The organism is Streptomyces roseochromogenus subsp. oscitans DS 12.976 (assembly GCF_000497445.1).
In the GTDB taxonomy this organism is placed as follows: Bacteria; Actinomycetota; Actinomycetes; order Streptomycetales; family Streptomycetaceae; genus Streptomyces; species Streptomyces oscitans.
Genome location: NZ_CM002285.1, coordinates 1,591,433 through 1,604,831, shown reverse-complemented (window position 1 = coordinate 1,604,831; position 13,399 = coordinate 1,591,433). Strand labels below are relative to the sequence as shown.

9 protein-coding genes and 1 pseudogene are annotated in these 13,399 nt (G+C 65.9%); 5 read left to right on the top strand and 5 right to left on the bottom strand.

The genetic code is table 11. The annotated features are described in order from the left end of the window. The first annotated feature begins 218 nt into the window (after positions 1 to 218). Genes M878_RS57105 through sbnA form a run of 5 tightly spaced genes read left to right on the top strand, consistent with a single transcriptional unit; the run spans position 219 to position 9,199 of the window. Positions 219 to 2,804 (top strand): Pls/PosA family non-ribosomal peptide synthetase, encoded by a 2,586-nt coding sequence (locus tag M878_RS57105; RefSeq protein ID WP_023545493.1) that lies wholly within the window; start codon positions 219 to 221, stop codon positions 2,802 to 2,804. A 13-nt stretch (positions 2,805 to 2,817) separates the two neighbouring features. After that, positions 2,818 to 6,069, top strand: coding sequence for a non-ribosomal peptide synthetase (locus tag M878_RS57100; protein WP_023545492.1), 3,252 nt, complete (start codon positions 2,818 to 2,820; stop codon positions 6,067 to 6,069). Between the two features lie 41 nt (positions 6,070 to 6,110). Continuing rightward, on the top strand, positions 6,111 to 7,115 hold the full coding sequence (locus M878_RS57095; RefSeq protein ID WP_023545491.1) for a TauD/TfdA family dioxygenase: 1,005 nt from the start codon (positions 6,111 to 6,113) through the stop codon (positions 7,113 to 7,115). Next, the gene (sbnB, locus tag M878_RS57090) at positions 7,112 to 8,182 is read left to right on the top strand and encodes a 2,3-diaminopropionate biosynthesis protein SbnB (protein ID WP_023545490.1); all 1,071 of its coding nucleotides are present in this window, start codon (positions 7,112 to 7,114) and stop codon (positions 8,180 to 8,182) included. Before M878_RS57095 ends, sbnB begins: the two co-directional genes overlap by 4 nt. Positions 8,183 to 8,218: 36 nt before the next feature. Then, entirely contained in the window at positions 8,219 to 9,199 is a 981-nt protein-coding gene (sbnA, locus tag M878_RS57085; protein WP_023545489.1) for a 2,3-diaminopropionate biosynthesis protein SbnA, read from the top strand. 151 nt (positions 9,200 to 9,350) lie between these two features. Here the strand turns inward: sbnA and M878_RS96155 are convergent. From M878_RS96155 to M878_RS57065, 5 genes and pseudogenes are all read right to left on the bottom strand, one after another. Further along, a pseudogene (locus M878_RS96155) lies at positions 9,351 to 9,481 on the bottom strand (integrase); the annotation flags it as partial. Positions 9,482 to 9,538: 57 nt separating this feature from the next. Further along, the gene (locus M878_RS57080) at positions 9,539 to 9,847 is read right to left on the bottom strand and encodes an EthD family reductase (RefSeq protein ID WP_023545487.1); all 309 of its coding nucleotides are present in this window, start codon (positions 9,845 to 9,847) and stop codon (positions 9,539 to 9,541) included. A gap of 19 nt (positions 9,848 to 9,866) precedes the next feature. Continuing rightward, positions 9,867 to 11,522, bottom strand: coding sequence for an alpha-keto acid decarboxylase family protein (locus tag M878_RS57075; RefSeq protein WP_023545486.1), 1,656 nt, complete (start codon positions 11,520 to 11,522; stop codon positions 9,867 to 9,869). Between the two features lie 18 nt (positions 11,523 to 11,540). After that, positions 11,541 to 12,356, bottom strand: a complete 816-nt coding sequence (locus M878_RS57070; RefSeq protein ID WP_209445502.1) for an MBL fold metallo-hydrolase — start codon at positions 12,354 to 12,356, stop codon at positions 11,541 to 11,543. 5 nt (positions 12,357 to 12,361) lie between these two features. Beyond that, entirely contained in the window at positions 12,362 to 13,396 is a 1,035-nt protein-coding gene (locus tag M878_RS57065) for a sugar phosphate isomerase/epimerase family protein (RefSeq protein WP_023545484.1), read from the bottom strand. Positions 13,397 to 13,399: the final 3 nt, after the last annotated feature.

Genomic DNA, 13,399 nt, shown 5'->3' with positions numbered 1-13,399 from the left:
CCAGTCGCGAGGCGCTCGAGAAGCGCGGTGCCGTCCGGGGGACCGCCATTCGGGTGAGCCGTGTGCTCCCCACCCTGGCGTGATATCAGGAGAATATGACAAAACGGATCGTTCTTCGCATACAGATGAATGAGTGAGCAAGTGGCACGCAGGCCGCTGCCTGGACAAACTGAATCCGCTGGACCTTGATCGGGAACATCCACGTTCTTGGAGATCGCATGGTGGAGCAGTCCTCCGAGGTCGTGTCGGGGCCGGACGAACCTGCCGTCGCCCTGAGCGACACCGGGCCCACGGGGGCGGAGACCGAGCGGAAGCTGGCGGAGGCACTGGCCGACCTGCTGGGCGCGGAGCGCGTTCCGGTCGACAGCCACTTCTTCGCCGACCTCGGCGCCAACTCCCTGGTCATGGCCCAGTTCTGCGCGCGAGTACGGAAGACAGCGGATCTACCGTCCCCGTCCATGAGGGACATCTATCAGCACCCCACGATCCAGGGCCTGGCGGCGGCCCTCGGGGAAGCCACTCCTGCGCCTGTCGATCCGGTGGCCGCCCCGTCGGCGCCGGCACCCGTGCCGTCGTCGGCTTCGGGTCCGCGCGGGAACCCGCGCAGCCATGTTCTCTGCGGAACGTTGCAGTTACTCGTCTTCCTGGGTTACTCCCTTGTCTCCGGATTCATCACCGCCGCGGGCTACGAGTGGATCGCCACCGGTTCGGGTGTGGCCGACATCTATCTGCGGTCGTTGCTGTTCGGAGGCATCGGGTTCGTCGCGCTGTGCGCATTCCCGGTCGTGGCGAAATGGCTTCTCATCGGCCGCTGGCGGCCTGGCGAGTTCCCCGTCTGGAGCATGGCGTATCTGCGCTTCTGGCTCGTCAAGGTGCTGCTCCACGCCAATCCGATGGTCTTCCTCACCGGGACCCCGCTGTACGTGCTCTATCTGCGGGCCCTCGGCGCGCGGATCGGCAAGGGAGTCGCCATCCTCTCCCACTCCGTCCCTGTCTGCACCGACCTGCTGACGATCGGCGCGGGCACAGTGATCCGCAAGGACTCGTTCTTCCTCGGCTACCGGGCCCACGCGGGACGCATCCAGACCGGCCGGATCACCCTCGGCGCGGATGTCTTCATCGGTGAGAAGACCGTCCTGGACATCGACACGTCGATGGGGCACCGAGCCCAGCTCGGCCACTCGTCCGCCCTGTACCGCGGCCAGGCGGTCCCGGACGGTGAGCACTGGCACGGATCTCCGGCGCAGCCCACGCAGATCGACTACGTCAGGGTCCCTCCGGCCGGATGCCGTACCGCGCGCCGGGCCTGGTTCGGCCTCGGCACCCTGGTCCAGTTGTTCTTCCTGTACATTCCGCTGGCCGTCGGCGGGGCGTACATGCTGTTCACCGAGGTACCGGCGATCGGCAAGAGACTCGACCCGCAGACGGCCGCACTGTCCCGGTCGGAACTGCTCTCCGACGCGCTGGTGCTCTCACTCGTGCTGTTCTTCGGATGCGTCGTTCTGGGGCTGGTGGCCCTGTACACCGTGCCCCGTGTGGTGGGCCTGGTCGTCAAGCCCGACAAGGTCTATCCGCTCTACGGATTTCACTACGCGCTGCACCGCGCCACCGCGCGCATGACGAACATCAAGTTCTTCGCCTGGCTCTTCGGCGACAGCTCCTACATCGTGCACTACCTCCGCGGACTCGGATACGACCTGTCACGTGTCGAGCAGACCGGGTCGAACTTCGGCACGGAAGTGCAGCACGAGACACCTCTTCTGGTCTCCGTCGGCAGCGGGACGATGGTGGCCGACGGCCTCTCCCTCATCAACGCCGACTTCTCCAGCACGTCCTTCCGGCTGTCCAGGGTGTCGATCGGGCCGCACAGCTTCCTGGGCAACAACATCGCCTATCCGGCAGGCGGCAGGACGGGGGACAACTGCCTGCTCGCCACGAAGGTGATGGTTCCCCTCGACGGCGAGGTCCGTGAAGGCGTGGGGCTCCTCGGCTCACCGTGCTTCGAGATCCCCCGCTCGGTGGACCGTGACACACGGTTCGACCATCTCAGGACGGGCGACACCCTGCGCCGTCGGCTCGCCGCGAAGAACCGCTACAACCTTCGCTCCATGGTGCTCATGCTGCTCGTGCGATGGCTGCACACCTTCGCGCTCACCCTGTTCGGTCTCGCCTCCGTGGATCTGTACGGAGTGGTCGGACACGTGGTGATCGCCGGATATCTGGTGATCACCCTCGCATTCTCCACCGCGTACTTCATCCTGGTGGAGCGCTGCATCGCATCGTTCCGTCCGTTGCGCCCCCGGTTGTGCTCCATCTACGACCCGTATTTCTGGTGGCACGAGCGGCTGTGGAAGGTTCCGGACCACTTCCTCGAGATCTTCAACGGAACCCCCTTCAAGACCCTGGTCTGGCGGCTGCTGGGCGTGCGCATCGGCAGGAGGGTGTTCGACGACGGCTGCTATCTGACCGAGCGGACGCTCGCCACCATCGGCGACGAGTGCACCCTCAACGCCGGCAGCAAGATCCAGTGCCACTCGCAGGAGGACGGCACCTTCAAGTCCGACGGCACCGTGCTCGGCACCGGCTGCACGCTGGGCGTCGGCGCCCATGTGCACTATGGCGTGACCATGGGCGACGGCTCGGTGCTGGCACCCGATTCCTTCCTCATGAAGGGCGAGGAAGTCCCCCGGAAAGCACATTGGGGCGGCAATCCGGCGGTGCACATGCCCGAGAGCGGCATCCGGTCCATCGACGTCGGCCGAGCAACGTCATCAGCCGACGCCGCTGCGGCGACCGCGAGTTGAGGAAGGTCATTCGATGGGAACGGGCGTGGACACAGACCGGGAGTTCTGGAGCCGGGTGCTGACCGCCGGCGGTGTCACCACCGTGCCGCGGTGGGTTCGGGAGCCGGTTCCGGGAGCGGACGAGCACGAGATGCCGGTGCCGGAAGACGTGACGGAGGCGGTGCGGGAACTGGTCCGGCACCGGGGAGTGCCGGTCAGCGCGCTGCTGTTGGCCGTGCACGTCAAGGTGCTTGGCGTGCTCTCCGGCGAACCGGAGGTGGTCACGGGTTACACCACCGGTGTGCGCGGTGAGCCGCTGCCGTGCCGGTCGGCCATTCCCCCTGGGTCCTGGCAGGCCCTGCTGTCGGCCGCCGAGCAGGCCGAGGCGGAGGTACTGGCGCACCGGGAGTTCCCGGTGGAGAAGCTGCGGCGGGAGCTGGGACTGACGGAGCCGCCGTACGAGGCCGTGTTCGGTCCCATCGGCGCCGACGAGGCCCATGCGGACGACGGCGTCCTGCAGGTGCGCTGGTCCGACCGGGGCGGACGGCTGACGCTGCGTCTCCGGTACCGCACCGACGTGCTGGACACCGCGGCCGCGGCTCGCATCGGCGGCTACCACCTGACGGCGCTGCGGCTGATGACGGCGGATCCGGACGCCGACCACACGCGGCAGAGCCTGCTGTCGGCCGATGAGGTACAAGAACAGCTGGAAGGCCTGGCCGGGCCGCGTCGGCCGCTGCCCGACGCGCGGGCACACGAACTGTTCGAGCAGCGGGTGCGGGCACACCCGCAGGCCGTGGCGGCCGTGCACGGCGAGCAGGAGTGCACGTACGGCGAGCTCAACCGGCGCGCGAACAGGCTGGCGCGAGCGCTGGTCACCAGGGGTCTGCGCCGGGAGGACGTGGTCGCCGTCGTCACCGAGCGCAACCTCGACTGGCTGGCGGCGACGTTGGCGGTGTTCAAGGCGGGCGGCGCGTACCTGCCGATCGAACCCCACTTCCCGGCCGGCCGTATCGCGGCGACGCTGTCGCGAGCGGGATGCCGGCTGGTCCTGACCGAATCCGGCAGCACCCACACCCTCGACCAGGCGCTGGGCACGCTGCCGGGAGTCGAGAAGCTGCCGGTCGACACGGCGTACGCCGAGCCGCACGCCGCCGACGACCTCGGCGTTCAGGTCGACCCTGGCCAACTCGCCTACATCTACTTCACGTCCGGCTCCACCGGCGAGCCGAAGGGGGCGATGTGCGAGCACGCGGGCATGCTCAACCACCTTTACGCCAAGATCGACGACCTGGTGATCGGCGAGGGGTGTGTGGTGGCGCAGACCGCTCCGCAGTGCTTCGACATCTCCCTGTGGCAGTTCATGGCACCGCTGCTGGTCGGCGGCCGGACCCTGCTGGTCGAACAGGACGTGATCACGGACGTGGAGCGGTTCGTCGACACACTGGAGCGCCGCAGGGTCGGCGTGACGCAGCTCGTGCCCTCCTACCTGGAGGTCGTGGTCTCCTGTCTGGAACAGAACCCGCGTGCACTGCCGGACCTGCGGTGTGTGTCGGTGACCGGCGAAGCGCTGAAACGGGAGCTGGTCCAGCGCTGGTTCGCCGTCCAGCCCGGCATCGAGCTGCTCAACGCCTATGGGCTGACGGAGACATCGGACGACACCAATCACGAGGTCCTTCAGGGGGTGCCCGACCGGGTGCTGCTCGGCCGGCCCGTCAACAACGTGCGCGTCTACGTCGTGGACGAGCGCCTGTCATTGGTACCGCTGGGCGCCCCGGGGCTGATCGCGTTCTCCGGTGTCTGCGTGGGCCGGGGGTATGTCAACGATCCCGAGCGGACCCGGGAGGCGTACCGGACGGACCCGTACCGGCCCGGTGAACGGCTCTACCTGGGCGGGGACTGGGGGCGCTGGCACCCCGGCGCCAAGCTGGAGTTCCTCGGCCGCCGCGACAGCCAGGTCAAGATCCGCGGCTTCCGGATCGAGATCGGTGAGATCGAGAACTCCCTACTGCGGGTGGACGGAGTACGGGACGCCGCGGTGGTCGTCAGCGAGCGGTCCGGCGGCAGCAAGCAGCTGATCGCCTTCTACTCCGGAAGACAGCGGCAGCCGGAAGTACTGCGCGAGGCACTCGGCGCGGTACTGCCCGCCTACATGGTCCCGTCGGCCTTTCACTGGCAGGACAGCCTTCCGCTGACCGCCAACAGCAAGATCGACCGAAAGGCCCTGACCGGACTGGCCGAAGAGTCGGCACCAGAAAGGCAGGCGGGGGACCACGCCGGCCTGCTCAGCCCGAACGAGCGGAAAGTGGCTGCGGCCTGGGCCGAGCTGCTGGGGGTGCCAGAGGCGCAGATCGGCCGCAGGGACCACTTCTTCGACTCCGGGGGCACCTCCCTGACCGCGGTCAGACTCAGCCTCGCACTCGACCGGTCGGTGTCCCTGAAGGACATCACGCGGCACCCGGTGCTCGCCGACCTGGCCGCCCTCCTCGACGGCACGGCCCGGCAGCGCCCGGAACTGCTGCTGCCCTTGTCGGACGGCAGCGGTGTGCCGCAGCACGCACTGGTGTGTTTCCCCCATGCGGGCGGCAACGCGGTCAACTACCAGCCGATGGCGAGCGCGCTGGCGGGCGGCGACATGGAGGTCCTCGCCGTGGACCTCCCCGGTCACAACCTGGACGCACACCCCGAGCCGTTCGCGACGATCGAGCAGGTGGCCGAGCAGGTCACCGACGAGATCACGGCGCGTGGCCTGACCCGGGTCATGCTGTGGGGCCATTCCTCGGGTGTCGCGCATGCCATGGAGACGGCCAGGAGGCTCATGCAGCGACGCGTGCGGGTGACGCGCGTGTTCCTCGGTGCGCAGCTGCTCGGCACATCCGCCGACCGGCACACGGCCATCGGCGACCTGGCGAGCCGGAGCGACGCCGAGATCGCGGCGCGGCTGACAGCGGACGGCGGCTACCGGGAACTGACGGAGCTGAACGAGCGGCACGCCGAACATCTTGGTGCGGCCTACCGGCACGACTGTGTCTGCGCACACCGCTACTTCTGTGAGGCCCTCGAAGAGCCGCCGCCGGTGCGGCTGTCCGCGCCGGTCACGGTGGTCGTCGCCGCCGACGACCCGCATACCGCCGGCTACGCCGACCGGCACCGCGACTGGCTGCTCCTGGCCGAACACGTTGATCTGCACGAGCTCGCCGACGGGGGCCACTACTTCCTTCGCACTCGCCCGTCCCAGGCGGCACAGGCCGTCCTGAGCACCCTCGTACCACTTGCCTCCTGCTGAGACCCGTCGTACCCCAGGCGGACGACCGAAAGGAACCCGAGTTGCCGTTCTCATCCCTGGCATCACCGCTCGACGTGGAGCTGCAGCCGGACAGGCCGGCACTGCTGCATGTCGATCCCCTCGACGACGCCCCCAGCTGGGTGGCCGAGCACCGAGAGGCGCTGCGCGCGCAGGTCACCGGGCACGGGGCGTTGGTCGTCCGCGGTCTCGGGCTGCGGGACATCGATCAGGTCAGTGCCGTCTTTTCGCATATGGCCGACGGTCTGATCGCGGAGAGGGAGTCTTTCGCACCCCGTCAGGCCCACCGTCCCGGCCTGTACGCGTCCACGACCTGGCCGGCCAACCAGCCGATGTGCATGCACCACGAGCTGAGTTACCCGCTTCAGGTGCCCGGCCTGATGCTGTTCGCCTGCCTTACCGCACCCGAGCAGGGCGGGGCGACGGCGGTCGCCGATGCCGAACAGGTCCTCCGAGCCCTGCCCACCGGCCTCACCGAACGGTTCGAGCGGGAGGGCTGGGTGCTGACCCGCACCTACAACGACGAGATCGGAGCGAGCCTGGCGGAGTCGTTCGGCACCGGCGACCGCGCCGAGATCGAGCGCTACTGCCGGGCCAACGCCATCGACTTCACCTGGGAGCCTGACGGGACATTGCGCACCGAGCAGCGCCGCAGCGCCGTCGTCCGTCACCCGCTCACTGGCCGGCGCTGCTGGTTCAACCAGATCGCCTTCCTCAACGAGTGGACGCTGGCCCCGGAGGTGCGCGAGTACCTGGTGGACGTCTATGGAGAGGACAGACTGCCCTTCAACACCCGCTACGGCGACGGCAGTCCGATCGACGAGGCTGTCGTCCAGCTGATCAATTCCACTTATGAGGCGCACACCCGGCGCGAGCCCTGGCGGGCCGGTGACCTGCTGCTCGTGGACAACATCCGCACCGCGCACAGCAGAGAGGCATTCACCGGAGAGCGGGAGGTCCTGGTCGGCATGGCCGAGCCCCTGCGGCCGGCCGACCGCCGTGCGACCCCGGAGGCGAGCGAGCGATGACCGATGTGCTGTCGACGCCCGGCCGGCCGGCCATGCCTGAGCGTGCTTCCGTGCCGACGTTCGCGGTGATCACCGGTGAACAGGTACAGCAAGCACTGAGCGGGCGTGAGAAGCAACTGGTGGAACTGGTCGAGGCCGCCTACCGGCTGCACGACGCCGGAGACACGGTCAACCCGCCGTCGTACTTCCTGCGCTTCCCCGACCGGCCCACGGCGCGGATCATCGCACTGCCGGCTTCCATCGGCGGCCAGGCCCACGTGGACGGTCTGAAGTGGATCTCCAGCTTTCCGCAGAACGTGAGTGCCGGGCTGCCGCGAGCCTCCGCGGTGCTCATCCTCAACGACCACGACACGGGCTACCCCTTCGCCTGCCTGGAGAGCTCGATCATCAGTGCCACCAGAACCGCAGCGTCCGCGGCCCTGGCGGCCGACCGGCTCAGCCGCGGCCGTCCCCGCCCCACCCGCGTCGGATTCTTCGGCACGGGCCTGATCGCCCGTTACATCCACACCTTTCTGAACGGCACGGGCTGGGCCTTCGAGGCGGTCGGCGTGCACGATGTGTCCGCCGACAGCGCCACCGGTTTCCGCGGCTATCTGCGGCAGGCCGGCGCCACCGCACCGATCACCGTCCACGACAGCGCCGAAGACCTCGTCCGCGCCAGCGACCTCGTGGTCTTCGCGACCATTTCCGGCCGGCCACACGTCAGCGACCCTGCCTGGTTCAGCCACAACCCCCTGGTCCTGCATGTCTCCCTGCGCGATCTCGCCCCCGAGGTCTTGCTGGGCTCGGCCAACTTCGTCGATGACGTCGAGCACTGCCTGAAGGCCGACACATCGCCCCATCTGGCCGAACAGTTCACCGGCAACCGCGACTTCCTGAACGGAACGCTCAGCGACGTCATGGCTGGACGCGCCGCACCGCCTGCGGACCGGCCGGTGGTCTTCTCGCCGTTCGGACTCGGCGTCCTCGACCTGGCCGTCGGCAAGTACGTCTACGACGAGGTGTCCCGGGCGGGAAACCTCCGTCTCATCGATGACTTCTTCCACGAACTTCGCCGCTACGGCTGAGGCAGTCGTCCTCGGCCCGGCACCAGGAGGTCCGCCGTGCCTGTCATCTCCGCTCCGTACGACTTCAACCAGGGCGATCTCTTCATCGATCTGGAGTCCATCTGCGGACACCTGCTCTATCTGAAGTGCGAGGCCTTCAACTTCGCCGGCTCCATCAAGCTGAAGGCCGCCAAGAGGATGGTGGAAAGCGCCGAACGCGACGGGATCCTGGGGCCGGACTCCGTCCTCGTCGAGTCGTCCTCCGGGAACCTGGGCGTCGCGCTCGGCATGATCGCCGCGAGCAAGGGCTACCGCTTTCTGTGTGTGACGGACTCCCGTTGCAACCTGTCGACGAGACTGCTGATGGAGGCACTCGGCAACGAGGTGCACATCGTTGCCGACCAGGACTCCAACGGCGGCTTCCTGGGCACGAGGATCGAGTACGTCCGTGCGCTGTGTGCCTCCGACGACCGATACGTCTGGCTGAGCCAGTACACCAATGAGGGCAACTGGTGGGCGCACTACTGCACGACGGGCCCGGAGATCGCCCGCCAGTTCCCGGAACTGGACGTCCTCTTCGTCGGGGCGGGCACCACCGGGACCCTGATGGGCTGCGCACGCTACTTCCGCCAGTGGCACCGGCCGGTACGGATCGTCGCCGTGGACAGCGTGGGTTCGGTGGCGTTCGGCGGCGAACCGGGCCGCCGGATGATCCCGGGCCTCGGTATGAGCATGCGCCCGCCGCTGCTCGACGAGTCCTGTGTGGACGAGGTGATCCGGGTGGAGGAGAGGGACACCATCCGTATGTGCCGACGCATGGCCAGACGCGGTTTCCTGTTCGGCGGCTCCACCGGAACGGTGGTCAGTGCCGCCACGGACTGGCTGGCACGACATGACACACGAGCCGTCACGGCGGTGGCCATCGCGCCGGACCTCGGCGAGCGCTACCTCGACACCGTCTACCAGACCAACTGGCTGCAGGACCTGTACGGCGATCAGGTACTCGACGCCGCGGACACCGCGCAGGCGGACACCTGACCCGGGAGTGCGGGTGCCGGTTCGGGAAGCGGCCGGAGCGGCGTGGCTCGGCCCAGGGCTCGGTGCGGGCCTCGATGACGGCGAAGGCGTACAGACGCGCCCCGGTCAGGGTGCGGGTCTCGAAGAGGTCGCAGGCGAGCAGCGGTTCGGCCTGGCGTTGCAGTACGAGCAGTTGGTGCCGCAGGCAAGGATCTCGATGTCCTTGTCCCGGTCGCTCGTCGGCAGCAGGCGCAGGAGCGACCGGGCGTTGGTCGCAGCGAGGTGGGCCAGGCGCAGCAGCACGACAGATCATGATGCCGTCCGCGTCTGGCCACGTGAAGACACCGGCAGTTGGCGAGATCAGACCTCCTCGACATCTGTGAAGAGGAGCCGCACACCGCCAGTCGCCAGCTCGAAAACCTTGGCGACAAACGCCGATGCCTCTTCGGTCGTTACGGCCCTGCTGGCCGCGTCGTAGTCGGTGAAGTACATGTCGAGTACGCGATAAGCCGGCGTCGCGCTGCCATCCTCCTTCGGCCAGACCTTCGCGCTCTCGATCCTCTGGACTCCGGGGATCTTCTTCGCCAGCGCGATCTGCTCGTGGTGACCGGCCTCGAACGCCTCGGGGGATTTCGGGTTCTCGAAGATTGCAGTGATCTTCGTCGGCATTATTCTTGCTCCTTGTCCGCTACTGGGTTTTCCATTTCGCATTCTCGGGAATTGATTTGTCGGGCACTCGGACCTGGATGATGGATGGGCTGTTCGAGTTCTTCAGAGCACCCGTCACGGCATCCGTCAGCTCTCCATACGTGCCGACTTCCCACCCTCGGCAACCGAATACCTCTGACAGCATGCTGTAATTCCACCGGTGCAGGACACACGGCTTGTAGAACGGCTTGTCGGCATGGAAAACCGACGCATCAGCGAGCCACTGTTCTACGGCGTAGACGCCATTGTCGATGACGAAGATGATCGGGTTGAGCTTGAAGCGAGTCTGCGTCGAGAGGCATTGGGCGGTCATTTGGAAGCCGCCGTCGCCCGTGAAGACCATTACCCTTTGGTCGGGGCTTTTCGCCAAGCAGATACCTGTCGCAGCCGGCGCGCTGTAACCTATCGACGAGTAGGACGACTGAACGATGAACCCACCCGGCCTCGGCACATCGAGCAGCAGGCTCCCGAAGTAGTTCATGCTCGCATCGCTGCTGACGATGGTCTTCCTGTCGATGTACTGCTGTATGAAGTTGTAGAATCCCTGGTACGTGATCACGTCGGACGAGCCCACGGTCGGCGCCTTACGAGCCGGCTTCTCCGGAAGCTTCCGTACTTTGGGTGCGATTTTCTGTGCCAGTATGCCCTCTATCAGGTGCTCCAACGCGACCTGTCCGCCGAAATAGGTTCCGAACTTGACTGCGTCGAACGACGCAAAGGCGGTCTTGTCGTAGTCCGGCTCCCAGCCCAACGAGTTGATGTCCGTCAGCCACACGCCGAGGGCCAGTACAAAATCAGACGTCGTGGCCAGATCCGTGACGGCCGCCGATGACGCCTGGCCGTCGAGCACGCCGACAAACAGCGCATCGTCCTCGGAGAGGACGGCCTTGCTGAGAAGTTCCGTGACGAATGGGATGTTCAGCTGCTGGATCAGGCTCATGGCCTTTTCCTGAAGGCCGAATCGGTCGATCTCCACACCGACCCAGATGAGCGGGTTCTCAGCGCTTTCAAGCCTTGCGCAGATCCGCTCCACCGACTGTTCCAGGCTGGTCTCATCCGACAAGATCCTGGCCGGCTTCAGTACGCCCCTCGGCGGCTCGCACTGCAAGTCGACCATGTCCTGGAGAAGCTCGATGTAGATCGGGCGTCGTTCGCTTATGCACTGGGTCAGTGCATAATCTATCAACGCCGGCGCAAGGTCCGGGTTGTCGACCCGTACGGCTGCGACCGTTATATGCTCGAACGACTGAAGGTCCGTTTCACGTCCGCTGATGAAGTGATGCGCACTGAAGCCGGTCTGCTCGAAGGTGATGGTCTTCTTTATGCTCGGTGTGCCGTTGATCAGCACGAGCGGCACCTTCTCGACATAAGCGCCGGCGACAGCGTTCACGGCACACAATGCGCCCGCGGAGTAGGTGACACAGAGGGCCCCGATACCCTTCAGTCTTGCGTATCCGTCCGCCGCATAACCAGCATTGACCTCGTTGACTTCCTCGATGATTTCAATGCTGCTTGGCGTGACGTACCGGTTCAACCATTCTATCGAATAGTCGCCCGCGATGGAAAAGAGATGCTCCAATCCCAGTTGACGGAGCCGGTCTATCAGGTACTGTCCTACAGTGCAGCCGTCGTTCATGGTTGAACACCTCCTTGGTCAGTAGTCGCTCGCACCGCCGAACAGCCGGGGCATATATATGTCGAATATGCCCGGGCATTTGCGTTCCGGATACCGCTGGAGCATGAAACCCTTGAAGGCGTCGCCTGCCAGCCCGTTGCCGATCGCCTGCCGGGCGGCCGAGAGGTACTCGATGTTGCGAGCGACCTCATTTTTGTCGGCCGGCAGGCCGTGGCCCGGCATGAACAGGTCGTAGTCCGAGAGCAGCATTTCCTGGAGCACCTGGATCCAGTGGTCCATATGCTGCGTCAGGTACAGATGGGTGCCGCTGTAGAGCAGGTCCTGAGTGAAATAAACTCCCAGATCAGGAAGCCTGATGGTCAGGTGGAAGTCGATTTCGGTTTCTGTCACCCGGTCGAAGAGGTACCTGACCCCGTCGATCGTCTCGGTGCCGGGGCTGACGGCCTGCTTGGGCACGACTATCCGGTCCGGAGCGAGGTCGCCGAGTTTCCAGTGGTCACTTCGCGAGGCTTCACCGTGCTCCTGGATGAAGCTCATGGTCTCGGGCAGCGCGTAGATCGGGATGTCGCTGAACGCTGTCCCCAGACCGAACCAGTGGTCAGGGTGCCGGTGCGAGAGGTACAGCCTCTCGATCGGCTTGCCAAGGCTGTCTGCGTAGTCCCTGAACGCCCTTGCATAAGGAACGAGAAACTGCCCGTCGACGAGAACCAGCTGGTTCCTGGTCTCGATGATATGCGTGGCGTTCGCGATATTGCTGTACGCGAAGGACGAGACGAAGGTGTGAATACGGACATCGCCCGTCTGCTTCACGACCATGATGATGGGATCTGACACCTGGGCTAGCATGCGGGACCTTTCCGAGGTACTCGGGCGGAAGGAATGATGATCTGCTCCCGCAGTTCCTCCAGTGCGGCCCTCGCGACGTCGTAGGCGCTGTCGACGTGGGGTACCGGGTCGTCCTCGCCGGGCCGCCAGAAGCGCCGACGTGCCATGCGCATAGAGTTGACGAACGGCGGGATGGCGTTGAACACCTCGACCAGGTACGGCCCGCGATACACCGGCTCGATCTCGTTCAGGATGATGTCCCAGGGGATCCAGCTGTCTTTCACCGCACCCCGGTCGGGCGCAGATATGTGGACGTAGTGGAGCCGATCCTGCCGGGCGGCTTTCGCGACATTGTCCTTGAAGACCGACGGGCCCTGGCTCTCCATCACGACCTGCGCGGTGTCGATCGTCACGCCGGCCTGCGAGTGATCGAGGCCATCGAGGAAATCCAGTGCCTCCGAGACCATGTTGGGTGGGGGCGTCTCCCAGCTTTTGACGGGCTCGATGGCGAGCTTCACTTCTCGCGCCGCGGCGTACTCCGCCAGATCCTCGAAGACGGAACGCGCTGCGCGATAGCGCGACTCCATCCAGTCTTGGAGGGCATCGCTCCATATCGGCTCATCAGCGTCCGTGACCGGAAAGACGCCGTAGGGGTAGAGGAACGGCCCTGACATGATCGAGTCGCCGCCCAGGACCCGCGTGATGTCGACGCGTGACTTGAGGTAGGACAGGGCCTGCCTGCGCTGCTCCTCGTAAGGTGAAGTCGGGTCGAAGGTCCGCGTGGTCCCGACATTGGTCGTGAACTTCACGTCCTTCAGCCCTGCTTGGTCGAACGCCTTCTTGAGGGCGACATAGCTGTCGGTCTCGAGCTTATGGTCGACGGTCGCGGGCTGGGAGGCGATGTGCAGGTCGAAGCCGTCGTAGCCCATGTCGGTGAGGGCCTTCAGATGATTGATCAGGACTGCGGTGTAACGTGAGTCCTGCGGCCTTAAATCGGCCGTGAACATGAAGAAGCTGAAGAACACGTCCCGTTTGAATGTCGCGTTCATTCC